22 protein-coding genes and 2 tRNA genes are annotated in these 23,561 nt (G+C 66.7%); 16 read left to right on the forward strand and 8 right to left on the reverse strand.

Translation table 11 applies throughout. From position 1 onward, the window contains the following. Nucleotides 1-34: 34 nt before the first annotated feature. Nucleotides 35-1,042: a GTP 3',8-cyclase MoaA gene (gene moaA, locus CHB77_RS11075; RefSeq protein WP_089388284.1), complete on the reverse strand. Its 1,008-nt coding sequence runs from the start codon at nucleotides 1,040-1,042 to the stop codon at nucleotides 35-37. A 110-nt stretch (nucleotides 1,043-1,152) separates the two neighbouring features. On the opposite strand from moaA, the gene CHB77_RS11080 reads away from it, so the two are divergent. Continuing rightward, nucleotides 1,153-1,662: a hypothetical protein gene (locus CHB77_RS11080; RefSeq protein WP_089388285.1), complete on the forward strand. Its 510-nt coding sequence runs from the start codon at nucleotides 1,153-1,155 to the stop codon at nucleotides 1,660-1,662. On the opposite strand, the gene CHB77_RS11085 is transcribed toward CHB77_RS11080, so the two are convergent. Beyond that, nucleotides 1,650-2,324, reverse strand: coding sequence for a DNA alkylation repair protein (locus CHB77_RS11085; protein ID WP_089388286.1), 675 nt, complete (start codon nucleotides 2,322-2,324; stop codon nucleotides 1,650-1,652). The genes CHB77_RS11080 and CHB77_RS11085 overlap by 13 nt on opposite strands. An 83-nt stretch (nucleotides 2,325-2,407) precedes the next feature. Between CHB77_RS11085 and aroA the strand changes: the two genes are divergently transcribed. Further along, the gene (gene aroA / locus CHB77_RS11090) at nucleotides 2,408-3,739 is read left to right on the forward strand and encodes a 3-phosphoshikimate 1-carboxyvinyltransferase (protein ID WP_089388287.1); all 1,332 of its coding nucleotides are present in this window, start codon (nucleotides 2,408-2,410) and stop codon (nucleotides 3,737-3,739) included. On the opposite strand, the gene CHB77_RS11095 is transcribed toward aroA, so the two are convergent. The 3 genes from CHB77_RS11095 to CHB77_RS11105 form a co-directional block, all read right to left on the reverse strand. Further along, a complete protein-coding gene (locus CHB77_RS11095; protein WP_089388288.1) occupies nucleotides 3,736-4,119 on the reverse strand; it encodes a VOC family protein in 384 nt (127 codons plus the stop codon). The two genes, aroA and CHB77_RS11095, sit on opposite strands and share 4 nt — an antisense overlap. Nucleotides 4,120-4,160: 41 nt before the next feature. Then, complete coding sequence (locus CHB77_RS11100) at nucleotides 4,161-6,068, reverse strand: propionyl-CoA synthetase (RefSeq protein WP_089388289.1); 1,908 nt, start codon at nucleotides 6,066-6,068, stop codon at nucleotides 4,161-4,163. Nucleotides 6,069-6,302: 234 nt separating this feature from the next. Beyond that, nucleotides 6,303-8,582: an NADP-dependent malic enzyme gene (locus CHB77_RS11105; RefSeq protein ID WP_089388290.1), complete on the reverse strand. Its 2,280-nt coding sequence runs from the start codon at nucleotides 8,580-8,582 to the stop codon at nucleotides 6,303-6,305. Between the two features lie 123 nt (nucleotides 8,583-8,705). On the opposite strand from CHB77_RS11105, the gene CHB77_RS11110 reads away from it, so the two are divergent. The 6 genes from CHB77_RS11110 to CHB77_RS11135 all read left to right on the forward strand — a co-directional run bounded on the left by CHB77_RS11110 (nucleotide 8,706) and on the right by CHB77_RS11135 (nucleotide 14,199). Beyond that, nucleotides 8,706-9,101 carry a cytidine deaminase gene (locus tag CHB77_RS11110; protein ID WP_089388291.1) on the forward strand — a complete coding sequence of 132 codons (396 nt, stop codon included), beginning with the start codon at nucleotides 8,706-8,708 and terminating at the stop codon, nucleotides 9,099-9,101. After that, entirely contained in the window at nucleotides 9,098-10,381 is a 1,284-nt protein-coding gene (locus tag CHB77_RS11115) for a thymidine phosphorylase (protein WP_089388292.1), read from the forward strand. The genes CHB77_RS11110 and CHB77_RS11115 overlap by 4 nt, the downstream gene beginning before the upstream one ends. Further along, nucleotides 10,378-11,565: a phosphopentomutase gene (locus CHB77_RS11120; RefSeq protein WP_089388293.1), complete on the forward strand. Its 1,188-nt coding sequence runs from the start codon at nucleotides 10,378-10,380 to the stop codon at nucleotides 11,563-11,565. Before CHB77_RS11115 ends, CHB77_RS11120 begins: the two co-directional genes overlap by 4 nt. Then, nucleotides 11,562-12,521 carry an adenosine deaminase gene (locus CHB77_RS11125; RefSeq protein WP_089388294.1) on the forward strand — a complete coding sequence of 320 codons (960 nt, stop codon included), beginning with the start codon at nucleotides 11,562-11,564 and terminating at the stop codon, nucleotides 12,519-12,521. Before CHB77_RS11120 ends, CHB77_RS11125 begins: the two co-directional genes overlap by 4 nt. After that, nucleotides 12,518-13,150, forward strand: a complete 633-nt coding sequence (upp, locus tag CHB77_RS11130; protein WP_089388295.1) for a uracil phosphoribosyltransferase — start codon at nucleotides 12,518-12,520, stop codon at nucleotides 13,148-13,150. Before CHB77_RS11125 ends, upp begins: the two co-directional genes overlap by 4 nt. A 68-nt stretch (nucleotides 13,151-13,218) precedes the next feature. Next, nucleotides 13,219-14,199 carry an SPOR domain-containing protein gene (locus tag CHB77_RS11135; RefSeq protein WP_089388296.1) on the forward strand — a complete coding sequence of 327 codons (981 nt, stop codon included), beginning with the start codon at nucleotides 13,219-13,221 and terminating at the stop codon, nucleotides 14,197-14,199. 60 nt (nucleotides 14,200-14,259) lie between these two features. Here CHB77_RS11135 and CHB77_RS18335 read toward each other — a convergent pair whose 3' ends face one another. Together CHB77_RS18335 and tyrS are read right to left on the reverse strand one after the other, a co-directional pair. Further along, a complete protein-coding gene (locus tag CHB77_RS18335) occupies nucleotides 14,260-14,400 on the reverse strand; it encodes a hypothetical protein (RefSeq protein ID WP_165456273.1) in 141 nt (46 codons plus the stop codon). A gap of 120 nt (nucleotides 14,401-14,520) precedes the next feature. Further along, entirely contained in the window at nucleotides 14,521-15,765 is a 1,245-nt protein-coding gene (tyrS, locus tag CHB77_RS11140) for a tyrosine--tRNA ligase (protein ID WP_089388297.1), read from the reverse strand. 59 nt (nucleotides 15,766-15,824) lie between these two features. Here tyrS and CHB77_RS11145 point away from each other — a divergent pair, with 59 nt between their 5' ends. From CHB77_RS11145 to CHB77_RS11160, 4 genes are all read left to right on the forward strand, one after another. Next, nucleotides 15,825-16,946 carry an anhydro-N-acetylmuramic acid kinase gene (locus tag CHB77_RS11145; protein WP_089388298.1) on the forward strand — a complete coding sequence of 374 codons (1,122 nt, stop codon included), beginning with the start codon at nucleotides 15,825-15,827 and terminating at the stop codon, nucleotides 16,944-16,946. A 68-nt stretch (nucleotides 16,947-17,014) separates the two neighbouring features. Next, a tRNA-Asp gene (locus CHB77_RS11150) sits at nucleotides 17,015-17,091 on the forward strand. A 23-nt stretch (nucleotides 17,092-17,114) separates the two neighbouring features. Continuing rightward, a tRNA-Asp gene (locus CHB77_RS11155) sits at nucleotides 17,115-17,191 on the forward strand. Nucleotides 17,192-17,330: 139 nt separating this feature from the next. After that, nucleotides 17,331-18,596 carry a glutamate-5-semialdehyde dehydrogenase gene (locus tag CHB77_RS11160; RefSeq protein ID WP_089388299.1) on the forward strand — a complete coding sequence of 422 codons (1,266 nt, stop codon included), beginning with the start codon at nucleotides 17,331-17,333 and terminating at the stop codon, nucleotides 18,594-18,596. Nucleotides 18,597-18,603: 7 nt separating this feature from the next. Here the strand turns inward: CHB77_RS11160 and CHB77_RS11165 are convergent, their stop codons facing one another. Then, a complete protein-coding gene (locus CHB77_RS11165; protein ID WP_089388300.1) occupies nucleotides 18,604-19,227 on the reverse strand; it encodes a histidine phosphotransferase family protein in 624 nt (207 codons plus the stop codon). A 39-nt stretch (nucleotides 19,228-19,266) separates the two neighbouring features. Between CHB77_RS11165 and CHB77_RS11170 the strand changes: the two genes are divergently transcribed. From CHB77_RS11170 to CHB77_RS11185, 4 genes are all read left to right on the forward strand, one after another. Beyond that, nucleotides 19,267-19,446, forward strand: a complete 180-nt coding sequence (locus tag CHB77_RS11170; RefSeq protein WP_089388301.1) for a DUF3553 domain-containing protein — start codon at nucleotides 19,267-19,269, stop codon at nucleotides 19,444-19,446. Between the two features lie 127 nt (nucleotides 19,447-19,573). Continuing rightward, entirely contained in the window at nucleotides 19,574-20,383 is an 810-nt protein-coding gene (gene olsB / locus CHB77_RS11175; protein WP_423212895.1) for an L-ornithine N(alpha)-acyltransferase, read from the forward strand. Beyond that, nucleotides 20,380-21,231 carry a lyso-ornithine lipid O-acyltransferase gene (gene olsA / locus CHB77_RS11180; protein ID WP_089388303.1) on the forward strand — a complete coding sequence of 284 codons (852 nt, stop codon included), beginning with the start codon at nucleotides 20,380-20,382 and terminating at the stop codon, nucleotides 21,229-21,231. Before olsB ends, olsA begins: the two co-directional genes overlap by 4 nt. A 62-nt stretch (nucleotides 21,232-21,293) precedes the next feature. Beyond that, nucleotides 21,294-23,558, forward strand: coding sequence for an adenosylcobalamin-dependent ribonucleoside-diphosphate reductase (locus CHB77_RS11185; RefSeq protein ID WP_089388304.1), 2,265 nt, complete (start codon nucleotides 21,294-21,296; stop codon nucleotides 23,556-23,558). Nucleotides 23,559-23,561: the final 3 nt, after the last annotated feature.

A 23,561-nucleotide genomic window follows, 5' to 3' on the forward strand; every position in this document is an offset into this window, starting at 1 on the left:
ACCCCCAGAGGATATTTGAATGAAGAAGAAGCGGTCAGCCGCCGGTATGGCTCATGTGCCGGGTCATCTGGCCCGTGACGGTCTGGCGCGAATAATCGAAATCATGGCCCTTGGGCTTATTCGCGATGGCGGCGCGGATGGCGTCTATCAACACCGCATCATCGCCGGATGCCCGCAGCGGCGCGCGCAGGTCGGCGTTGTCTTCCTGACCCAGGCACATGAACAATTCGCCCGTGCAGGTCAGGCGGACGCGGTTGCAGCTTTCGCAGAAATTATGCGTCAGCGGGGTGATGAAGCCGATCTTCTGGCCGGTTTCCCGCAAGCGGACATAGCGGGCGGGTCCGCCGGTCCGTTCCGCCAGGTCCATCAGCGTGAATCGTTCGGCCAGCCGGGCGCGCAGGTCGGACAGCGGCCAGTACTGGTCCAGCCGATCCTCGTTGCCCAAATCGCCCATCGGCATGACTTCGATGAAGGTCAGGTCATGGCCCTGATCGCCGCACCAGCGGACCAGGTCGAACAGTTCGCCATCGTTCACGCCCCTCAGCGCCACCACGTTGATCTTGACCCGCAGCCCTGCGGCGGCCGCGGCGCGGATGCCGTCCAGCACCTGCGGCAGGCGGCCCCAGCGCGTGATGGCGGCGAACTTGTCGGGATCCAGCGTGTCCAGCGACACGTTCACCCGGCGGACGCCGCAATCGGCCAGTTCGCCCGCAAAGCGACCAAGCTGGCTGCCGTTGGTCGTCAGGGTCAATTCCTCCAGCCCCGCGCCCAGATGGCGCGACATGGCGTGGAAAAAGCCCATGATGTTGCGGCGCACCAATGGCTCGCCCCCGGTGATGCGCAGTTTCTGCACCCCCAGGCCGACAAAGGCGCTGCACAGGCGGTCCAGCTCCTCCAGCGTCAGCAATTCGGCCTTGGGCAGGAACTGCATATGTTCGGCCATGCAGTATACGCAGCGGAAATCGCAGCGGTCCGTGACAGACACCCGCAGATAGGTGATCGGCCGCGCAAAAGGGTCGATAAGGGGCGCTGCGTGTTGCATCGTTGCAATCTAGGCCCACGGGCGGACGCATACAAGCCGCGGCGACCGGTGGACTGTTTCGCCGGGGGCGGGCTAATCTGTCCGGGACAAGGGATAAGGGGGGATAACCCATGCGCATGACCACCGCTGCACCGGCAATGATTCTGGCGGCGACCGTGCTGGCGGGCTGCACGCCGGGCGCGATGACGACCGGCCGGACGGACGCCCCGGCGGCGGCGCAGACGCGGATGACCGGCGAACAGGTCGCCGCCGCAGCGGCCATCACCCGCGCCCCGGCGCCCCGGCCGGCGGCGCGCGCCACCGCCGCGCAGCTTGACACGACCACGCCCGAACAGCGGGCCGCCGCCGCCCAGCCTGCCCCGGCGGCCGAGACGCGGCTGGGCACCACCATCGCGTCGCTGGGCAACCCGTCCGAGGGAGGGTTCTGGATCAAGACGCCCTTGGTCAGCGAACGCGGCATCGGGCGGATCGTCAATCCGGCAACCGGCAAATCGGCCAAGGTCGATCTCATTCCGCTGGACGGTCCGGCCAGCGGGGGTTCGCAGGTGTCGCTGTCGGCACTGCAATTGCTGGGCGTGTCGCTGACGGACTTGCCAACGATCGAAGTCTATCGGTCCTGAACCAGCCGCAGGGCTTCCTTGCGCGCAAAGGGTTTCATCCGCGCCCCGTGGTTGTCCAGAAAGGCCCGGACGCGGGGCAGGTCGCGTTTCGACAGGTCGCGCAGCCACCAGGCGATCGCCTTCTGGATGAACCAGTCGCGGTCATCGGCCAGTCTGGCCGCCCAGTTCAGCGCGCGTTCGCGATGGGCCAGGTCGTCGGGTTTGGGATTGTTCATCTTGGCCCAGGGCAGGGTGCCCACCAGGGCGGCGCGGCGCGCCCACATGTTCGGATGGTCAAGCCAGGCCTCCGCCTGATCCAGACGGCCCGGATCGGCCACCAGCCGCTTTTGCCCCGCGATCATTGTCTGATCCGCGATGGCCCAGCCGTCGAAGTCGACCACCCAACCGGCGATCCGCGTCCAGACGGCCTCGTCGGGGCGGATGCGGGCCTGGACCAGCAGCTTGGCGGCGGCGATGCGCGCCTCGTGGATGTCGCTGGCCCACAGATCGGCCGCAAGCCCAAGCCGTCCGTCCAGATCGCGCATGGCGCGCCAATGCGCGACCAGCCCGTCGATTTGCGGAGTAGGCACCCCTAGATAGATGCGCGGCGTCTTGTGATAGGCCAGCATCTGATCGGCCCTTTGGGGGTCGGCCAGCGCCCGCAACGCGTCCAGTTCGTCCATCGCATCCTCCGGTCCCTCTGTTCTAGGGGTGGCAGAGGCTGCCTGCCAGCGGTAAAAGAACCCCGCAATCAGCAGGTGTGCCCATGTCCCATTCGTCCGACCCCCGCCCGATGACCGCCCGCCGCAGTGGCCCGCTGACGGGGACGGCGACGGTGCCGGGCGACAAGTCGATCAGCCACCGGGCGCTGATCCTGGGCGCGCTGTCGGTGGGCGAGACGCGCATTACCGGCCTGCTGGAAGGCCAGGACGTGCTGGATACCGCCAAGGCGATGGCTGCGTTCGGGGCGCAGGTGGAACGGGTGGGCGACGGGGAATGGTCGGTTCACGGCGTCGGCGTCGGTGGATATTCCGAACCCGACGGGGTGATCGACTGCGGCAATTCCGGGACCGGAGTGCGGCTTATCATGGGGGCTATGGCCACCACGCCCATTGCCGCGACCTTCACGGGCGACGCCAGCCTGTCGCGCCGTCCCATGGCGCGCGTGACCGACCCGCTGGCCCTGTTCGGCGCCCAGATCACGGCGCGCGAAGGCGGGCGTCTGCCGATCACGATCCGGGGGGCGGCCAATCCGCTTCCGGTGCGCTATCACACTCCGGTCGCCAGCGCGCAGATCAAGTCCGCGATCCTGCTGGCCGGTTTGAACGCGCCGGGCGAAACCGTGGTGATCGAGACCGAGCCGACCCGCGATCATTCCGAACGGATGCTGGCCGGGTTCGGCGCCGACATCCGCACCGAACGAACGGACGAAGGCCACGTCATCACCCTGCAAGGCCGCCCTGAACTGCGGGCGCAGCCGGTGGCCGTACCGCGCGATCCGTCAAGCGCGGCCTTTCCCGTCGCCGCCGCGCTGATCGTGCCGGGATCCGAGATCCGCGTGCCGGGTGTCAGCCGCAACCCCACACGCGACGGCCTGTATGTCACGCTGTTGGAGATGGGCGCGGACATCATTGTCGAGAACGAACGCGAGGAAGGCGGAGAGCCGGTGGCCGATCTTGTGGTGCGGCATGGTTCCCTCAAGGGCGTGACCGTCCCTGCTGGACGCGCGGCCAGCATGATCGACGAATTCCCGATCCTGTCGGTCATCGCGGCCTTTGCCGAAGGCAGGACCGTGATGAACGGCGTGTCGGAACTGCGCGTCAAGGAAAGCGACCGGATCGACGCGATGGCGCGGGGACTGGAGGCGAACGGCGTCCGGGTCGAGGAAACGAAGGACAGCCTGACCGTTCATGGCATGGGCCGGGTGCCGGGCGGAGGAACGGCCGTCACGCATCTGGACCACCGCATCGCCATGTCGTTTTTGGTCCTGGGGCTGGCCACCGAGGAGCCGGTGTCCATCGACGACGGCGCGCCGATTGCCACATCCTTCCCCGATTTCCTGCCGCTGATGCGCCGGATCGGCGCCGATCTGGGCTAGGCTGGCTGTTCGTCGAACTTGGCTTCGATGTTGTTCCCGTCGGGATCCAGCACATAGGCCGCGTAATACCCCGGATGATAGTCACGCAGTCCCGGCCCGCCGTTGTCCGTCCCGCCGGCTGCGATGCCTGCGGCGTGAAAGGCCTGAACTTCGGCACGCGACCGGGCTAAAAAGCACAGGTGGATCCGGCTGGGCGGGATCTCGGCCTCGGCCTGATCCAGATAAAATTCATTCAGTTCCAGCCAGTCGCGCCCCCTGTGCACCTTGCCGCCATGGCCAAGGGCATCGAACAGCGCAAGGTAGAATGCGCTTGACCGGTCGAAGCTGGATGAATGAATATGGATATGATGGATAAGCCTAAAAGCAGTCTCGTTCTTCATGGTCGCCTCCGCCTGACGAACGCCACAGTGCCGGGTTGGTTTCAACCCTTTCCGTCACCGGCGCGTTGCGGATAACCCATCATGCGCAAAACTGCCGCAATCTCGGTGAGGACCGCGGGGTCGTCGATCGTGGCGGGCGTCTTGAAGGCTTCGCCATCGGCGATCTTGACCATTGTCGCGCGCAGGATCTTGCCTGACCGCGTCTTGGGCAACCGGTCCACCACGCAGGCGGTCTTGAAGGCCGCCACCGGGCCGATCCGGTCGCGGACCATGCCGACGACTTCCCGGACCACCTGGGCGTCGGGGGCGTTGGTGCCTTTTTTCAGGCACAGGAGGCCCAACGGCAACTGACCTTTCAGACGGTCGGCCACGCCGATCACGGCGCATTCGGCGACGGCGGGATGGGCGGACAGAACTTCCTCCATCGCGCCGGTGGACAGGCGGTGGCCCGCGACGTTGATGACGTCATCGGTGCGCGCCATGACATACAGGTATCCGTCTGCGTCGATGTATCCCGCATCGCCCGTTTCATAATAGCCGGGAAAATGCGACAGATAGGCCTTGTTGAAACGGTCTTCGGCGTTCCAGAGGGTCGGCAGGGTGCCTGGCGGCAGGGGCAGCTTGATCGCGACGGCGCCCAGGGTGCCCGGCGCGACCGGATGGCCCGCCTCGTCCAGGATCCAAACGTCATAGCCCGGCAGCACGACAGACGGACTGCCGTGCTTCACGGGCAAAAGCTCGATCCCCACGGGGTTCGACACGATGGGCCAGCCGGTTTCAGTCTGCCACCAGTGGTCGATGACTGGAACGCCCAGCTTCTCCTCGGCCCATCGGATCGTGTCCGGATCGGCGCGTTCGCCCGCAAGATACAACGTCTTGAACCGGCCGAGGTCGTGATCGCCTATCAGCTTGCCTTCGGGATCCTCGCGGCGGATCGCGCGGATCGCGGTCGGGGCGCTGAAGAAACTCTTGACGCGGTGGTTCTGGATCACCCGCCAATAGGCGGCGGCATCCGGCGTGCCCACCGGCTTGCCCTCGAACACGATGGTTGTCGCACCCACGGTCAGCGGGCCATAGCAGATGTAGCTGTGGCCCACGACCCAGCCCACGTCGGACGCGGCCCAGAACACGTCGCCCGCGTCGATGTCATAGACATGCTTCATCGACCAGGCCAGGGCGACCATATGCCCGCCGGTATGGCGCACCACGCCCTTGGGCTGGCCGGTGGTTCCCGAGGTATACAGCACATATGCCGGATGATTGCCCTCGACCGGCACGCAGTCGGCGGGTTCCGCGCCGTGCCGGAAATCATGCCAATCCAGATCCCGCCCCGGAATCATCGGGGCGGGATCCTGATCGCGCTGCAAGATCACACAGAAATCGGGCTTGTGGGCCGCTTCGTCGATGGCGCGGTCCAGCAGGGGCTTGTAGGACACGGTGCGCCCCGGTTCCACACCGCAGGATGCCGCGAGGACGGCCTTTGGGGTGGCGTCATCTATGCGCACGGCCAGTTCATGCGCCGCAAAGCCGCCGAAGACGACCGAATGGATCGCGCCCAGCCGCGCGCAGGCCAGCATCGCCTCCAACGCCTCGGGGACCATCGGCATGTAGATGATGACACGGTCGCCCTTTTCGATGCCCTGGGCGCGCAGGGCACCGGCAAGGCCGGCCACCCGGTCGCGCAGGTCGGCATAGGTGATGCGGCCCGTGGTCCCGGTGATCGGGCTGTCGTGGATGATCGCAACCTGATCGCCGCGACCGGATTCGACATGGCGGTCCACCGCGTTCCAGCAGGCGTTCAGCATACCGTCCGCGAACCATTCCCCCGCCGGTCCCTGGTCGAAGAAGGCCCGGCTTGGCGGGCGGTCCCAGTCGATCCTGCGGGCGGCATCCATCCAGAACCCTTCCGGGTCCGCCTGCCAGGCAGCATAGGTATCGCGATAGGACATGCTTCGGCTCTCCTCACTCCTGCGTGTTGTTATGCGTCAGGCGCAAGGTCATGCAACGATGTTAGCGAAAGCGGGCCTTGGCCGGGGGCATGAATTCTGCCGACGCCCTGGCAATCCTTTGCAAAACGGATCGGGCTGCAAAGCGGCCGGTGCACGACCGCGGTTTTTGCAAACATGCCCGCAAAAGGGGGAATGCGCCGGGCGGTCGTGGGCCGAATCGCCCGGCCTCTGGTGCTAGCTGTAATGCGCGACCGGGGTTCCGGCGATGACGCTCATGTTCAGCAGCCCGCGTGCGGTGATGGACGGCGTGACGATATGGGCGCGGTTCCCCATCCCCATCAGGATCGGCCCGACCTCCAGCCCGTTGGCGCGCATCTTCAACGCGTTGCGCACGCCCGATGCCGCGTCCGTGCCAGGAAAGACCAGGACATTCGCGATGCCTTCCAGACGCGATCCGGGAAAGATGCGCTCGCGCAGCGCCGGATCCAGGGCGGCATCCACATGCATTTCCCCGTCGTACATGAAGTCTGGTTTGCGCGCGTCCAGCAAGGCCAGGGCGTCGCGCATCTTGCGTCCGGTATAGGTGTCGAGGTTGCCGAACTGCGAATGGCAGCACAGCGCGATCTTGGGCGTCAGGCCGAACCGGCGGACATGGCGGGCGGCGCCCATGACCGTTTCCATGATCTGCCGGGGCGTCGGATCGTCGTTGCATTGCGTGTCGGCGATGAACAGCGGCCCGTCTTCCAGAATAATCATCGACAGCGCCCCCAAGGGGTCCAGGCCATCGCTGGCCAGAATCTCGCGGATATAGCGCAGGTGCCAGGAATACTGCCCGAACGTGCCGCAGATCAGGCTGTCGGCCTCGGCCCGGTGGACCATGACGGCGGCAATGGCGGTGGTGTTGGTGCGCATGATCGCGCGGGCAATGTCGGGGCTGACCCCCCGCCGCGCCATCAGTTGGTGATAGGTTTCCCAATAATCGCGATAGCGGGGATCGTTTTCGGGGTTCACGATCTCGAAGTCGCGTTCCGGGCGGATCGGCAGGCCGGCGCGTTCGGCGCGGGTGGCGATGACATCCGGGCGGCCGATCAGGATGGGCACATCGGTCGTTTCCTCCAGCATGGCGTTGGCGGCGCGCAGGACGCGCTCGTCCTCGCCCTCGGCAAAGGCAATGCGGCGGGTGGCGGTCGCGGCGGCCTCGAACACGGGGCGCATGATGAGGGCGGACCGGAAGACCGAACTGTCCAGCTTGCGCTTGTAGGCCTCCAGATCGGCGATGGGCCGCGTCGCCACGCCGGTCTGCATCGCCGCGCGGGCCACGGCGGAACTGACCACCCCGACAAGGCGGGGGTCAAAGGGCTTGGGGATCAGGTATTCGGCGCCGAAGGTCAGCGTCTCGCCCCGATAGGCGGCGGCGGCTTCGGCGGCGGTGGTGGCGCGGGCCAGGGCGGCGATGCCCTCGATGCAGGCCAGTTCCATGTCCGCGTTGATGGTGGTCGCGCCCACGTCAAGCGCGCCCCGGAAGATGAAGGGGAAGCACAGGACGTTGTTCACCTGGTTGGGAAAATCGCTGCGGCCCGTGGCGATGATCGCGTCGGGGGCGACGGCGCGGGCATCGTCGGGCAGGATTTCCGGGGTGGGGTTCGCCAGCGCGAAGATGATCGGACGGCGGGCCATTTTCGCCACCATCTCGGGCTTCAGCACGCCCGGACCGGACAGGCCCAGGAACAGGTCGGCGCCGTCCATCACCTCGGCCAGCGTGCGGGCCTCGGTGTCCTGGGCAAACGCGGCCTTCTGGATCGTCATGTCCTCGACCCGGTCCTTGTAGACCAGGCCATGGATGTCGCACAGCCAGACGTTTTCCTGTTTGACGCCCAGCTTCAGCAGCATGTTGAGGCAGGCGATCCCCGCCGCCCCGCCGCCGGTGGACACGACCTTGATGTCGGAAAACCGCTTGCCCGCGACATGCAGCGCGTTGGTCGCCGCCGCGCCGACGACGATGGCGGTGCCGTGCTGGTCGTCGTGAAAGACCGGAATGTTCATCCGTTCCCGGCACAGCTTTTCGACGATGAAGCAGTCGGGGGCCTTGATGTCTTCCAGATTGATCGCGCCAAACGTCGGCTCGAGCGCGCAGACGATGTCGGCCAGCTTTTCGGGATCGGATTCGTTCACCTCGATGTCGAAACAGTCGATGTTGGCGAATTTCTTGAACAGGACGGCCTTGCCCTCCATCACCGGCTTGGACGCGGCGGCGCCGATGTTGCCCAGGCCCAGGACCGCCGTGCCGTTCGACACCACCGCGACCAGGTTCCCGCGCGACGTGTAACGGCTGGCATTGGCGGGGTCGGCCTTGATTTCCAGGCAAGCCTCGGCCACGCCGGGGGAATAGGCGCGGGACAGGTCGCGGCCGTTAGCCAGCGGTTTGGTTGCGCGGATTTCCAGCTTACCCGGACGCGGGAATTCGTGATAATCCAGCGCCTCTTGCCGGGCATTGTCCTGTCTGCGTTCTTCCATCCTGGCCCCTCCGGTTCAAACTGGTTGAGCGTTAAACCATTTTCGCAACGGGGAACAGCAGCGTTCGCCTTGCGTTGGCGGGCGCCCTGCGCAAAGCTGTTGTGACGATTTGAGGAGAACCGGATGTCCCTGCTGGATGCCGCCCGAGAGGTGCGCGAGATGGCCTATGTGCCCTATTCCCGGTTCAAGGTCGGCGCCGCGATCCGTGGCGCGTCGGGCGCCGTCTATCGCGGCTGCAACGTGGAAAACGTCGCCTATCCCGAAGGCACCTGCGCCGAAGCGGGGGCAATCGCGGCAATGGTCGCGGCCGGGGAAACGGAACTGATCGAGGTTGCGGTGATCGCCGACAGCCCGTCGCCCGTGCCGCCCTGCGGCGGGTGCCGGCAAAAGCTGGCGGAATTCGGCCGCCACGACGCGCCCGTCCTGCTGGCCACGACCGATGGTGCGACGCTTGCCACGACGGTCGGCGAATTGCTGCCGGGACGTTTCGACGCCGGACATATGGCCAAGGCGGAATGACCGATCCGCGTCCCGTCATCGCGGCGATCCGCGACGGCCGCGGGCTGGACGGGCCGGGCGCGGCATTGATCGCGCAGGGGCTGGCGGACGGATCGGTCAGCGATGCGCAGGCGGGCGCCTTTGCCATGGCCGTTCTGACAAGGGGCATCGGCGTGCCGGGCCGCGTGGCATTGACCCGAGCGATGCGGGATTCGGGCCATGTGCTGCACTGGGATCTGCCGGGGCCGGTGGTGGACAAGCATTCGACCGGCGGAATCGGCGATACCGTCAGCCTGATCCTGGCGCCCCTGCTGGCGGCGCGGGGGATGTTCGTGCCGATGATCTCGGGGCGCGGGCTGGGCCATACCGGCGGCACCTTGGACAAGCTCGAGGCAATTCCCGGATACCGCTGCGACCAGCCCGAGGATGATTTCCGCCGCATCGTGCGCACCGTCGGCTGCGCCATCGTCGCGGCCAGCGGCGATTTCGCCCCCGCCGACCGCAGGCTGTATGCCATCCGGGACGAATCGGCGACCGTGGAATCGATCGACCTTATCACCGCGTCGATCCTGTCCAAGAAATTCGCGGCGGGGTTGCAGGCCTTGGTGCTGGACGTGAAGGCCGGATCGGGGGCCTTTCTGCGCAAGGCCGAATCGTCGCAGCGTTTGGCGCAGGCCTTGGTCGAGACGGCGAACGGCGCGGGTTGCGCGGCATCGGCGCTGATTACCGACATGGACCAGCCCCTGGCCCGCAGCGCCGGAAACGCACTCGAGGTGGCCGAGGCGATCCGCGTCCTGAAGGGCGAGGCGGGCGCCCTGCGCGACCTGACCCTAGCCCTGGGGGGCGAGATCCTGCGGCTGGTGGGACAGGGGCACGAGGATCTGTCCGATCTGCTGGATTCCGGTGCGGCGGCCGAGGCATTCGCCCGCATGGTCGCGGCGCAGGGCGGTCCCGCCGATCTGCTGGAACGCCCGGATGCCCATCTGGCCCAGGCGCCCGTCATTCGTCCGGTGCCCGCGCCCGAGGGACGGGTGACGGCCATCGATGTAACGGCGCTTGGCCACAGCGTGGTGGCCCTTGGCGGGGGGCGGGTTCGTGCAGGCGAAAGGATCGACCCCCGCGTCGGTCTGTCCATGCTGGCAAAGCTGGGCGAACAGGCCGGCCCCGGCCGGCCGCTGGCGTTGGTCCATGCCGCCGACGACGCCGCCGCCGAGGTTGCGGTGGCCGCCGTCGGCGCCGCCTATCGCTTGGGCCAGGGGGGCCTGCCCGGCCCCCTGGTTCGCGACAGGATCGGGCCGTGACGGACAGGCGGGCCTTTCTGATCGTGATGGACAGCGTCGGCATCGGCGGCGCGCCGGACGCCGACCAATTCTTCAACGACGGTCTGCCCGATTCCGGGGCCAATACCGTGGGCCACATCGCACAGGCGCAGGCGTTGAACATGCCGCATCTGGGACGGCTGGGGCTTGGTGCGGCGGTCAGGCTGGCATCAGGCCAGGATGCGCCGGGGCTGATGGTCAATCCGCAAGGGCTGTGGGGGGCGGCGACCGAGATGTCGCGCGGCAAGGACACGCCGACGGGGCATTGGGAAATTGCCGGCGTCCCGGTGCCCTGGGACTGGCATTATTTTCCTGACACGACCCCGGCCTTTCCGCCCGAGGTGTCGGCGCGCATCTGCGAATTGGCTGGAACCACGGGGATCCTTGCGAACTGCCACGCTTCGGGAACCCAGGTGATCGAGGATTTCGGCGCCGAACACCTCCGCACCGGGTGGCCGATCTGCTATACCTCGGTGGACAGCGTGGTGCAGATCGCCGCGCACGAGGATCGCTTTGGCCTGGACCGCCTGATCGCGCTGTGCCGATCGCTGGCGCCGATGCTGCACGCGATGCGCGTGGGGCGGGTCATCGCGCGGCCCTTCGTGGGCGGCGGCCCCGGCGATTTCCGCCGCACCGGAAACCGCCGCGATTTCGCCATCGCCCCGCCGGGCCGCACGATCCTGGACATCGCGCAGGGGGCGGGGCGCGTGACCCATGCCATCGGCAAGATCGGCGACATCTTCAGCCATCGCGGCATCGCCCATCTGCACAAGGGCAAATCCGATGCGGATCTGGCCGAACATCTGGTCCGTCTTGGCGCCGACGCCGAACCGGGCAGCCTGACCATGGCGAACTTTGTCGAATTCGACACGAATTTCGGCCACCGCCGCGACGTTCCCGGCTATGCGGCGCAGCTGGAATGGTTCGACGGTGTGGCAGGACGGTTCCTTGATGCGCTGCGGCCCGGCGATCTGGCGATCTTCACCGCCGATCATGGCAACGACCCGTCCTGGCACGGCACCGACCACACCCGCGAACGGGTTCCCGTCGTGGGCCACGGGGTCGGTCCGCAGGAAGTCGGGCTGGTGGGGTTCAGCGACATCGGCGCCTCGGTTCTGGCGCATCTGGATCTGCCCGCGCCCGATCATGGAAGGTCTTTCCTGTGAAAAAGATCGAATTGCACCTGCATCTGGAAGGCGCGGCCCCGCCCGGATTCATTCAGGGACTGGCGGCGGACAAGGGCGCGGACCTGACCGGGGTTTTCGACGAACGGGGCAACTATGCCTATGACGGCTTTGACGGCTTCCTGCGCTGCTACGAGGCCGCGACAAGCGTGCTGCAAACGCCGCGGGACTATGCCCGCCTGTTGGCCGAGGTTCTGGAACGGTCCGCCGAACAGGGCGTGATCTATACCGAACTGTTCGTTTCGCCCGAATTCTGCGGCGGCGGCGACCTGTCGGCCTGGCGCGACTATCTGGCCGCGATGACCGAGGCTGCCGACATGGCGCGCGGCCACGGCATCGAGAGCCGCGCGATCCTGACCGCCATCCGCCATTTCGGCCCCGACCGCGCGCGAAAGACCGCGATCTGCGCCGCCGAGACCGCTGGGCCTTGGGTCACGGGCTTTGGCATGGGCGGGGCCGAGTCGGTGGGACGGGCGACCGATTACGCCTGGTCCTTCGACTGCGCGCATGAGGCGGGGCTGGGCCTGACCTGTCACGCCGGCGAATGGGGCGGACCGGACAGCATCCGCGACGCCTTGGCTCTGGGTTGCACGCGCATCGGCCATGGGGTGCGGGCGGTCGACGACCCGGCCTTGGTCCGCGATCTGGCGCGAACCGGCGTGACACTGGAGGTCTGCCCCGGATCGAACGTCGCGCTTGGCGTCTATCCATCCTGGCCTGCCCATCCCATCGCAAGGCTGGCCGATGCGGGGGTGCGCGTGACCGTGTCCACCGACGACCCGCCGTTCTTTCACACGACGATGCGTCACGAATACGACCGTCTTGCCGATGCCTTCGGTTGGGGCGATACGGAATTCACACAGATCAACCGCTGGGCCGCCGAGGCCGCCTTTTGCGATCCGGCGACCCGCGACCGGCTTTTGAAGGAGTTTCCGTGACCCAGCACCTGACCGTCATCGACCACCCGCTTGTCCAGCACAAGCTGACGATCATGCGGAAAAAGAACGTCTCGACGGCCGGCTTTCGCCGCCTGCTTCGGGAAATCAGCCTGCTGCTGGCCTATGAGGTGACGCGCGAGCTGGAACTGACCAGCACTCGGATCGAGACGCCGCTGTGCGCGATGGACGCCCCCACGCTGGAAGGGAAAAAGCTTGCCCTGATTTCCATTCTGCGGGCGGGGAACGGGCTTCTGGATGGCATTCTGGAGATGATTCCGTCGGCCCGAGTCGGGTTCGTGGGCCTGTATCGCAATCCCGAAACGCTGCGGCCGGTCGAATATTACTGCAAGGTGCCCAAGGAACTGGACGCCCGGCTGACCATTGTCGTCGATCCGATGCTGGCCACCGGCAACTCGTCGGTCGCGGCCATCGACATGCTGAAGGCGCGGGGGGCGACAAACCTGCGTTTCCTGTGCCTTCTGGCCGCGCCTGAAGGTGTGGGACGGATGCGGCAGGCCCATCCCGACGTGCCGATCTTCACGGCGGCGCTGGATGAGCGGCTGGACGATCACGGCTATATCGTGCCGGGCCTGGGGGATGCAGGCGACCGGATGTTCGGCACGAAGTGACGGGTATTAACCCGGACTTCAGGCTTTCGGCCTAGGTGTGATTCGTGGAATCGAATTGCAGGTGGCCGATGCGGATCTTGGGTGGGATGGTGCTGGTGCTTCTGCTGCCGGGGGGGCTGATGGCCGCGCCGGAACCGCCCCCGCCCGGCGATTATCCGGGGGCGCAATACATCGACCGCACCGGCTGCGTCTTCGTCCGGCAGGAAAGCGGCTGGGTGCCGCGCGTTGACGGGCAGGACGCGCCCATTTGCGGCTTCCCGCCCAGCCAGTCCGCCCAGCCGGCGCCACAGGATGCCCCGGCGCCATCGCCTGAATCCATTCTGGCCGATGTGCTGTCCCAAGGCTTGCGGTCGGGCGATCTGCTCACGGATCCCCCCGCCGAGCCTTTGGCGCAGGTTGCTCCGGATCCTGCGCAGGCCGATCTGGATGCTGCCCTTGCAAAACAGATCGAACTGGATGCCCGATTGCGCAACGCGATGACCGGCGGCGCGCCGGACGGGCTTTGCGCCAGGTTAGGCTATCGCAATGGGGGCGGCAGCGCGCCCATTGTGGGCGGCGATGTTACGCAGGGCTTGTGCCCCGGCATGACGGCGACCGATCCGGCGCCCCGCATTGTCGCGGCCGCGTCCCCGACGCCGGTTATCGCGCTTCCGGCGCCAGAGGGAGAGGCGGTGGCCGAAACCCGTACCGCGAGGCCTCGTCCCCAGGCCACCATGCCCACGCGGCGCAGCCTGGCTGTTTCCGAAAAGCCCGCCCCGGTCGCCGCACGCCGGCCGGCGGCTCCGCAGGCCGAGCGGCAATCCCTGGTCGAGATGATCCCGGCCAATGCCCGCTATGTGCAGATTGGCACCTATGGGGACGACGGAAATGCCCTGGCGGCCCTGCGGCGCTTGTCGCAACTGGGCTATCGCACCGCCCAGAGCCGGGAATCGAGGGATGGCGGAACACGCAAGGCGATCCTGGCCGGGCCTTTCGGGGATCGGCAGGCGCTTGTGTCGGCGCTGACACGGTTGCGGGCAAGCGGCTATCCTCGGGCCGTGGCGCGATAGACCATCACGGATATGCAAAAGGGGCGCGAACGCCCCCGGAATTCCTGCTGGTGATCCGTGTCAGGCGGCGCGGCGTGTCTCGATCGCGTGCACCACCTCGTCGCGGGTGAAATACGCGAACATCTGATCCAGCACGGCATCGGCATCGGCCTGCGGCTTGCGGGCGCTGATGGAAACAGGTTGTGCGGCAGTCTGGGTCATGTTTCTGTCTTTCGGGTCAGTGTGTTCCCCCGTCCAGTCAGATAGGCGCCGTGCCGCGCCCCGTCCACCACCGCAACGCTGCGTCATGGCCCACCGCAAGGCAGCCATGCAGCGGACGCATCAGCCGATCATCACCATGCGGTGCTTTTTCCGGCCGACCGAAACCTTGAGACCATCGCCGATCAGCGCCGCGTCCACCGCCATCTGCGGATCCGACACCGCCTGATTGTTCAGCCGCAGACCGCCCTCGGCGACCAGGCGCTTGGCCTCCTTGCCCGATGCGGTGATGCCGGTCTGCACCAGCAGCTGCGCCACGGTCAGGCCGCCCGACAACGCATCCGCACCGATGGTCGCCACCTCCAGATCGCCGCCGGCGCCGCCCTGCTCGAACACCTCGCGCGCCGTGGCCTCGGCGCTTGCGGCGGCATCGGCGCCATGCAGCAGGGCCGTGACCTCGTTGGCCAAGCGCACCTTGGCCTCGTTAATTTCGGATCCTTGCAGGGCGCCCAGGCGGTCGCATTCGTCCACCGGCAATTCGGTGTACAGCTTAAGGAACCGGCCCACGTCGGCATCCGTCGTGTTGCGCCAGAACTGCCAGAAGTCATAGGGCGACAGCATCGCCCCGTTCAGCCAGACCGCGCCGCCCGCCGACTTGCCCATCTTGCGCCCGTCGCTGGTCGTCAGCAGCGGCGAGGTCAGCCCCCAGACCACCGCGTCATCGACCCGCCGGGTCAGGTCGATGCCGTTGACGATATTGCCCCACTGGTCCGACCCGCCCATCTGCAACCGGCAGCCGTAACGGCGGTGCAGTTCCAGGAAATCATAGGCTTGCAGAATCATATAGTTGAATTCCAGAAAGGACAGCGACTGTTCGCGGTCCAGCCGGGATTTCACCGATTCGAAGGACAGCATCCGGTTGACGCTGAAATGCCGGCCGATGTCGCGCAGGAATTCGAGATAGTTCAGCCCGTCCAGCCATTCGGCATTGTTCAGCATGGTGGCCGCACCGTCGCCATAGGTCAGGTAGCGGGCAAAGACCTGCTGCATGCCGTCGATGTTCGACTGGATCGCCGCATCGTCCAGCAAGGGCCGTTCCTCGGACCGGAAGGACGGATCGCCCACCTTGGTCGTGCCGCCGCCCATCAGCGTGATCGGGCGGTTGCCGGTCTTCTGGAACCAGCGCAGCATCATGATGTTCAGCAGATGGCCCACATGCAGCGACGCCGCCGTCGCGTCATAGCCGATATAGGCCGTGACCGGCCCCTCCAGCAGCGCCCCATCCAGTCCCGCATAGTCCGTGCAGTCGGCGACATAGCCGCGCTCGAACATCACGCGCAGGAAATCGGACTTGGGCTGAAAGGTCATGGGCTTCTTCCTTCTGGTCGGCGCGGATATACCGGCTGGGGCAGGCAAGGGAAAGCGCGATGATCCGGGTTCTGGGAATGATGTCGGGCACCTCGATGGACGGGGTGGACGCGGCGGTGATCGAAACGGACGGGGTGCGGATCGGCGGATTTGGGCGCCATGCGTATCGGGCCTATTCCGACAATGAATCGGCCACGCTGCACGCGGCCCTGGGCCGCTGGCCCGACGAGCCGGGGGTGATGGACGCTGCCGAGATCTCGGTCGCGAGCCATGCGGCGCTGGCCGCCGATTTCCCCGAGGCCGATCTGATCGGCTATCACGGCCAGACGCTGGCCCACGATCCGCACGGCCGGGGAACGCATCAGGCGGGCGACGGCGCCCTGCTGGCGCGGTTGGCGGTCCGCCCGGTGGTATGGGATTTCCGCAGCGAGGATGTCCGCCAAGGCGGCGAAGGCGCGCCGCTGGCGCCGTTCTTTCACTGGGCCTGCGCGGATTGGGCCGTGGGGCAGGGGCATCTGCCCGCGCAGCCTGTCGCCTTTCTGAACCTGGGCGGGGTCGGCAACATCACCTGGGTCGATCCCGCCGCCCCCGCGCCTGAATCGCCGGGCGCCTGCCTGGCCTTCGACACCGGACCTGCGAATGCACCGATCAACGACCTGGTGCGGCGCAGGCATCGCCGCAGCCATGACAAGGACGGGGAACTGGCCAAGGCAGGCAGGGCGGATGATGCGCTTGTGGCCGATTTCCTGCGCCATCCGTATTTCAACCGTCAGCCGCCCAAATCGCTGGACCGCGACCAGTTCGCCGATCTCGACCCTGCCGTTGCGCCGCTGAGCGATGCGGACGCCGCAGCCACGCTGGTTGCCGTCCTGGCTGGCGCGGTGGCTTCGGGCTTTCGCTGGTTGCCGTCGATGCCGTCCGTTTTGCTGGTCTGCGGCGGCGGGCGGCGCAACCCCGTCATCATGGCGCGGCTGGCCGAGGCCGTGCCCTGCGAGGTCCGCCCGGTCGAGGCCGCCGGTCTGGACGGCGACATGCTGGAGGCGCAGGCCTTTGGCTGGCTGGCCGCGCGGGTGATGCGGGGCCTGCCAACGTCGGGTCCGACCACGACCGGGGTTTCCGCCCCCTGCTGCGGCGGACGCATCAGCCAGCCGCGCGGCCGATTTTTTCCGACGCGCCCTTGACGGGGGCGCACGGTCTGCGTAAACCGCCCCTCACCCCGGCGGGCGATACGGCCGGGGAAGGTGAGTGTGCGGTTGTAGCTCAGTTGGTTAGAGTACCGGCCTGTCACGCCGGGGGTCGCGGGTTCGAGCCCCGTCAACCGCGCCACCACCCTTCGCCCATGATATAGCGCGGTTGTAGCTCAGTTGGTTAGAGTACCGGCCTGTCACGCCGGGGGTCGCGGGTTCGAGCCCCGTCAACCGCGCCATTTCCTCGTATGATCGGTGTCCGCAGGCCTTGCCTGGGTTGTCCGGACGTTCCCGGAATTGGCGCCAGCGTGAACGCGCGGGTTGAAGCATGGGCCGGGATGGGTCATGTCGTCGGGGACAAACCGCAGGGTGACTGTTATGACCGATCATGACGATGCAACGGCGCTGATCGCGCAGATGGGCGAAGACGCGCGCGCGGCGGCGATCGAACTGGCTCAGGCGTCGTCCGAACAAAAGCGGCTGGCCCTGAACGGCGCGGCGGATGCGATCAGCCGCCGGCGTGCCGACATTCTTGCCGCAAACGACAAGGACATGCGGTTCGGTCGCGACAAGGGGCTGGCCGATTCGATGCTTGACAGGCTGCGTCTGGATGCCGACCGCCTGCGCGGGATCGACGAAGGCCTGCGCGCCGTGGCGGGCCAACCCGATCCGGTGGGCGAGATCGTGGCCGAATGGGATCGGCCGAACGGGCTGCATATCCAGCGTGTGCGGACCCCCATCGGCGTGATCGGCGTGATTTACGAAAGCCGTCCGAACGTCACGGCCGACGCGGGCGCGCTGGCGCTGAAATCGGGCAATGCGGTGATCCTGCGCGGCGGATCGGAAAGCCTGCATTCCAGCGGCGCGATCCATGCCTGCATGGTCGACGGCCTGCGCCAGGCGGGCTTGCCCGAGACCGCGATCCAGCTTGTGCCGACACGCGACCGCGCGGCTGTCACCGCCATGCTGCAAGCCCAGGGGCTGATCGACGTGATCGTTCCCCGCGGCGGCAAGGGCCTGGTGGGGCTTGTCCGGGACCAGGCGCGCGTGCCGGTCTTTGCGCATCTGGAAGGCATCTGCCACATCTATGTGGACCGCGACGCCGACCCGGCCAAGGCGCCGCGGGTCGTGCTGAATGCCAAGACCCGGCGCACCGGCGTCTGCGGCGCGGCGGAATGCCTGCTGATCGACCGGTCCTATCCCGAAGCGCAGCGTCAGGCCCTGATGCAGGCGCTCATCGAGGCCGGGGTCGAGGTCCGGGCCGACGGCGATCTGGCCCGCATCCCCGGCACCGTCATGGCCGAGCCGGACGATTTCGGACGCGAGTTCCTGGACATGATTATCGCGGCCAGGCTGGTCGATGGCGTGGACGAGGCGATCGCCCATATCCGCCGCCATGGCAGCCAGCACACCGAATCGATCCTGACCGAAAACGACGCGACCGCGCAGCGGTTTTTCAGCGGCCTGGACAGCGCCATCCTGATGCGCAACGCCTCGACCCAGTTCGCGGATGGGGGGGAATTCGGCATGGGCGCGGAAATCGGCATCGCCACGGGCAAGCTGCACGCGCGCGGGCCGGTCGGGGCCGAACAGCTGACCAGTTTCAAGTATCTGGTGACGGGCGACGGGACGATCCGGGCGTAAGGCCGGATCAAAAGGCGATCTCGGCGCCCTTGTCATCCAGTTCCCATGCGGCGCGGCGGCCGCCATCGGCCAAGGCCTCGGCAAGCAGGGGGAAATGAACCTCGGACGGCAGGGGGCTGCGGCGGCCGTCTCCTCCCAGCCAGGCCCACAGGGACGGGTCGGCCTTGGTGCGGTCCGCCTGGGCCACCAGACGCCAGCCCGCAGCGCCGTGCAGGATCGTGACCTTTCCCCCCCAAGGCATCGCGGTTTCCAGGCACATCATGGCCAGCAGGATCATGCGCAGTTCGGCGCGCGAAAAATCGCCCTGCGCATCCAGATCGACCTGCATCCGTCCCTGGGCCGAGAACCCGTCGAGCAGTTGCGCCAGCCCCGTATGCGACATCCGCTGGTCGCCCTGGACCTGACCAAAGGCCACGCGGAAAATCTGGATGCGCGCACGGGCCGACGATACGCTTTCCGCGATCAGCTTCAATTCCGGGCTGGCGTCGATTCCGGGAAAATCGGGCGACATTTCCAGCAGTTCGACACCGTTGCCGATGGCCCCCAGGGGCGATACGAGGTCATGGCACAGCCGCGACCCCAGCAGTTGCGACAGTTCGCCCGATGCGATGCGCGTTGTATCCTGGATCATGCGACGTTACCTTTCCAGTGACAGGCAGGGGATGCCGCCGTGAACGAGATCCTGGAGCCCGGAATGATCGTCCGCCATCCCGGCGCCCCCGAATGGGGCACCGGCCAGGTGCAGTCGCGTATCGGCGACCGCATCACGGTCAACTTTGCCGAGGCGGGAAAGCAGGTCATCGATGGAAAACGGGTTTCGCTGGACATCGTGTGGTCGCATGGCGGCTAGGGCGTTCATGCCGACACATTTGCAACCAATGATTGTTTCATGCAAGATGTGACGCATGGTCATCTGCGCCAAACCCCTGTGGCTGCGGCGCTGTTGCAATGGCGTCCTCGGCCCCCTAGAGAGACGCATGATGCCCCGATCCGCCGCTGCCCGCATGACGACCGACCCGTCCCTTTTCGACATTCGCCTGGCGACGTCGGACCAGGATCTGTTGGCCGCCCAACGCCTGCGCTATCGCGTCTTTGTCGAGGAATTGGGCGGCGACGGTCCTCTGGTGGATCATGATCTGCGTCTGGAACGCGATGAATTCGACGCGGTGGTCGATCATCTGTGCCTGATCGACAATCGTCGGTTTCCGGGCGATCTGGATCATGTTGTCGGCGTCTATCGCCTGTTGCGCGGGGATCGTGCCGCGGACTTCGGCAGGTTCTATTGCGATGCCGAATACGATCTTGAACCCATGCGCCGGTGCGGCAGGCCGGTTCTGGAACTGGGGCGGTCCTGTGTCGATCCCGCGCTTCGCGGCGGGTCCGGGATGTTCCTGTTGTGGAATGCGCTGGCCGATTACGTCTTGGACCACGGGATCGAGATCCTGTTCGGCGTGGCCAGTTTCCACGGCACCGATCCAGCGATGCTGGCGCCGTCGCTGTCCTGGCTGCATCATCACCATCTGGCACCCGACGGCCTGCGGCCCACGGCCTTGCCCGCAGGCTATCAGCGCATGGACCTGATCCCCGCCGACCGGCTGGACCGGCGCGAGGCCTTGATCGGGATGCCCGCGCTGATAAAGGCCTATCTGAGGCTGGGCGGCATGGTGGGCGACGGGGCCTTCATCGACCGCGCCTTCAACACCACGGACGTCTTTTTGCTGATGGACACGGCCGCGATGTCGGATAAGCACCGCCAGTTCTATGAAAGCCGCTGGCAACCGCAATGACCCGTTCCGATCCGGGACGTGCCGAGGCGACCTGGCGCGGCGGGGTTCCGCCCCCGATCGTCCGTCCGGCGGGGTTGCGCGCCTGGTTGCGCGTCCTGCGCCGCGGGGGTGCGGCCGCGCTTGTGCTGTTGATGGGCGTCCTGCTGATCCTGCCGTTGCGCGGGGTCGAACGTGCGATCCACGCCCGGCGGCGCCCATGGACGGGGCCTCATGTGCAGATTGTTTGCCGCCTGATCCTGGCGTGTATGGGCATCCGCTGGCAGCAGCAGGGCGATCCCATGCAGGGCCCCGGCGGCGTTGTCGCCAACCATTCAAGCTGGCTGGACATCCTGGTTTTGAACGCCGCCATGCCGGTGTTCTTCGTCAGCAAGTCCGAAGTCGCGGGCTGGCCCGGCATCAACATCCTGACCCGCGTGACCGATACCCATTTCGTGGTCCGCGATCCCCGGCTGGCACAGGCGCAGGCCGCCGAATTTGCCGCGCGCGTCAAGGCCGGGCACAGGCTGTTGTTCTTTCCCGAAGGCACATCGACCGATGGCCGCCAGGTGTTGCCCTTCAAGCGGACGCTGTTCCAGGGCTTTCTGGACCCGGATCTGCCGCGGGGGCTGGCGATCCAGCCGATCAGCGTTGTGTACCATGCGCCGCCTGGGACCGATCCCCGGTTTTACGGCTGGTGGGGTGACATGGATCTTGGCCCGCATCTGCTGGCGGTTCTGGCGGTTCGGCGGCAGGGACATGTGACGGCAAGGCTGCATCAGCCGATCCCCGTGGCCGGTCAGACGCGGAAAACCGTCTCGCAGGCCTGCGAGGATGCCGTTCGCCGCGGGGTAAGCTGTCAGCTCGCTTGATCGACCGGCGGTATTTCCCATATCTTGTGGCATGCCTATTCCGCTGCCCCAAGGGAACCGCCATGACCCGTTTCGCCGTGCCGATCGCCGAACAGATTTGGGACATGAAATACCGCCTGAAGGACGCTGAAGGCCGCGTCCTGGACGCCACCGTAGAGGATAGCTGGCGCCGCGTCGCCCGCGATCTGGCGCAGGTCGAGACGGATCCCCGACTGTGGGAAGACCGCTTCTATGCCGCGCTCGAGGATTTCCGGTTCCTGCCCGCCGGGCGCATCTTGGCGGGCGCAGGCACCGGGCGGTCCGTGACGCTGTTCAACTGCTTCGTGATGGGCACCATCGCCGACAGCATGGAGGGCATCTTCGACGCATTGAAGGAAGCCGCCCTGACGATGCAGCAAGGGGGCGGCATCGGCTATGATTTCAGCACCATCCGCCCCAGGGGGGCCGAGGTGCGGGGGGTGGCCGCGGACGCCTCGGGGCCGCTGTCGTTCATGGACGTGTGGGATTCGATGTGTCGGACGATCATGTCGGCCGGATCGCGCCGCGGCGCCATGATGGCCACGCTGCGCTGCGACCACCCCGACATCGAGGATTTCATTTCCGCCAAGCAGGACAGCGCCCGGCTGCGCATGTTCAACCTGTCGGTGCTGGTGACGGATGCGTTCATGCAGGCGGTCATGGCCGACGGGCCGTGGGATCTGGTGTTCGGCGGCAAGGTCTATCGCACGCTTCAGGCACGCGACCTGTGGAACCGGATCATGCGCGCGACCTATGATTATGCCGAACCGGGCGTGATCTTCATCGACCGGATCAACCGGCAGAACAACCTTCATTACGCGGAAACCATCGCGGCCACCAACCCGTGCGGCGAGCAGCCCCTGCCACCCTATGGCGCCTGCCTGCTGGGATCGGTGAACCTGGCGCGGCTGGTCAGCGATCCGTTCACGCCGCAGGCGCGGCTGGACATGGCGGCGCTTGACAATCTGGTCCGCGTCGCCGTGCGGATGATGGATAACGTGGTCGATGCGTCGCGCTTTCCCCTGCCGCAGCAGGCGGCCGAGGCGCAGGCCAAGCGCCGCATCGGTCTGGGCGTGACGGGTCTGGCGGACGCGCTGCTGATGCTGGGGCTGCGGTATGGCGCGCCGGACGCCGTGGACCGGACGCGCGTCTGGATGCGCGCCGTCGCCCGGTCGGCCTATTTGGCCAGCGCCGGTCTTGCGCGGGAAAAGGGGGCATTTCCATTGTTCGACCGCGAGGCGTTTCTGGCCTCCGGCTTCATGCAGCGGATGGATGACGACGTGCGCGATGCTGTGGCGACGCATGGCATCCGCAACGCCTTGCTGACCAGCATCGCGCCGACCGGGACCATCAGCCTTTATGCGGGCAATGTCAGTTCCGGGATCGAGCCGGTCTTTGCCAATGCCTATACCCGCAAGGTCTTGCAAAAGGACGGCAGCCGGACCGAGGAGGAGGTCGTCGATTACGCCGTCCAGATGTGGCGCGACCTGCACGGCGACGCGGCCCTGCCCGGCCATTTCGTGAATGCCCAGACCCTGTCCCCCCAGGATCACGTTGCCATGCAGGCAGCCGCGCAGGAATGGGTGGACAGCAGCATTTCCAAGACCATCAACTGCCCCCCCGACATTTCGTTCAAGGATTTCAAGGATGTCTACCTGTCCGCCTGGGATCTGGGCTGCAAGGGCTGCACGACCTATCGCCCCAACGACGTGACGGGCAGCGTGCTGTCGGTCAGCGAAACGGCGGAAACCGTGCCGCAGGCCGATACCGGCGCCGATGTGGTCTATCTGACCGAGCCGCTGGACCGTCCCGCCGCGCTGGAGGGCGCGACCTACAAGCTGAAATGGCCCGGCAGCGAACATGCGATCTATATCACCATCAACGACATCGTGCAGTCCGGCCACCGCCGCCCGTTCGAAATCTTCATCAACTCCAAGAACATGGAACATTTCGCCTGGACCGTTGCCCTGACCCGGATGATTTCGGCGGTGTTCCGGCGCGGCGGCGACGTCAGCTTCGTGGTCGAGGAGTTGAAGGCGGTGTTCGATCCGCGCGGCGGGGCCTGGATCGGCGGACGCTATGTCCCGTCGATCCTGGCGGCCATCGGCGGGGTGATCGAACGCCACATGATCGCCATCGGCTTTCTGGCAGGCGAGGGCCTGGGCTTGAAGGCCGACCCGAAGGTCGAGGCGGCGGCGGTCGGCGAACGCCCCCTTGGTCCCGCCTGCCCGAACTGCGGCCAATACGGAATGCGGATGAACGAAGGCTGCATGACCTGCCCCAGTTGCGGGCATTCCAAATGCGGCTGAGGG

This window comes from Paracoccus sediminis (assembly GCF_900188295.1).
GTDB lineage: Bacteria > Pseudomonadota > Alphaproteobacteria > Rhodobacterales > Rhodobacteraceae > Paracoccus > Paracoccus sediminis.

Bases quoted from the DNA above. Each gene is read 5' to 3' on its own strand.
- CHB77_RS11105 (WP_089388290.1), bottom strand. From the start codon at position 8,582: ATGGAAGAACGCAGACAGGACAATGCCCGGCAAGAGGCGCTGGATTAT.
- olsB (WP_423212895.1), top strand. From the start codon at position 19,574: ATGATGCCCCGATCCGCCGCTGCCCGCATGACGACCGACCCGTCCCTT.
- CHB77_RS11165 (WP_089388300.1), bottom strand. From the start codon at position 19,227: ATGATCCAGGATACAACGCGCATCGCATCGGGCGAACTGTCGCAACTG.
- CHB77_RS11145 (WP_089388298.1), top strand. From the start codon at position 15,825: ATGATCCGGGTTCTGGGAATGATGTCGGGCACCTCGATGGACGGGGTG.
- CHB77_RS11135 (WP_089388296.1), top strand. From the start codon at position 13,219: ATGCGGATCTTGGGTGGGATGGTGCTGGTGCTTCTGCTGCCGGGGGGG.
- CHB77_RS18335 (WP_165456273.1), bottom strand. From the start codon at position 14,400: ATGACCCAGACTGCCGCACAACCTGTTTCCATCAGCGCCCGCAAGCCG.
- moaA (WP_089388284.1), bottom strand. From the start codon at position 1,042: ATGCAACACGCAGCGCCCCTTATCGACCCTTTTGCGCGGCCGATCACC.
- olsA (WP_089388303.1), top strand. From the start codon at position 20,380: ATGACCCGTTCCGATCCGGGACGTGCCGAGGCGACCTGGCGCGGCGGG.
- CHB77_RS11115 (WP_089388292.1), top strand. From the start codon at position 9,098: ATGACCGATCCGCGTCCCGTCATCGCGGCGATCCGCGACGGCCGCGGG.
- CHB77_RS11085 (WP_089388286.1), bottom strand. From the start codon at position 2,324: ATGGACGAACTGGACGCGTTGCGGGCGCTGGCCGACCCCCAAAGGGCC.
- CHB77_RS11185 (WP_089388304.1), top strand. From the start codon at position 21,294: ATGACCCGTTTCGCCGTGCCGATCGCCGAACAGATTTGGGACATGAAA.
- CHB77_RS11080 (WP_089388285.1), top strand. From the start codon at position 1,153: ATGCGCATGACCACCGCTGCACCGGCAATGATTCTGGCGGCGACCGTG.
- tyrS (WP_089388297.1), bottom strand. From the start codon at position 15,765: ATGACCTTTCAGCCCAAGTCCGATTTCCTGCGCGTGATGTTCGAGCGC.
- CHB77_RS11160 (WP_089388299.1), top strand. From the start codon at position 17,331: ATGACCGATCATGACGATGCAACGGCGCTGATCGCGCAGATGGGCGAA.
- aroA (WP_089388287.1), top strand. From the start codon at position 2,408: ATGTCCCATTCGTCCGACCCCCGCCCGATGACCGCCCGCCGCAGTGGC.
- CHB77_RS11110 (WP_089388291.1), top strand. From the start codon at position 8,706: ATGTCCCTGCTGGATGCCGCCCGAGAGGTGCGCGAGATGGCCTATGTG.
- CHB77_RS11100 (WP_089388289.1), bottom strand. From the start codon at position 6,068: ATGTCCTATCGCGATACCTATGCTGCCTGGCAGGCGGACCCGGAAGGG.
- CHB77_RS11095 (WP_089388288.1), bottom strand. From the start codon at position 4,119: ATGAAGAACGAGACTGCTTTTAGGCTTATCCATCATATCCATATTCAT.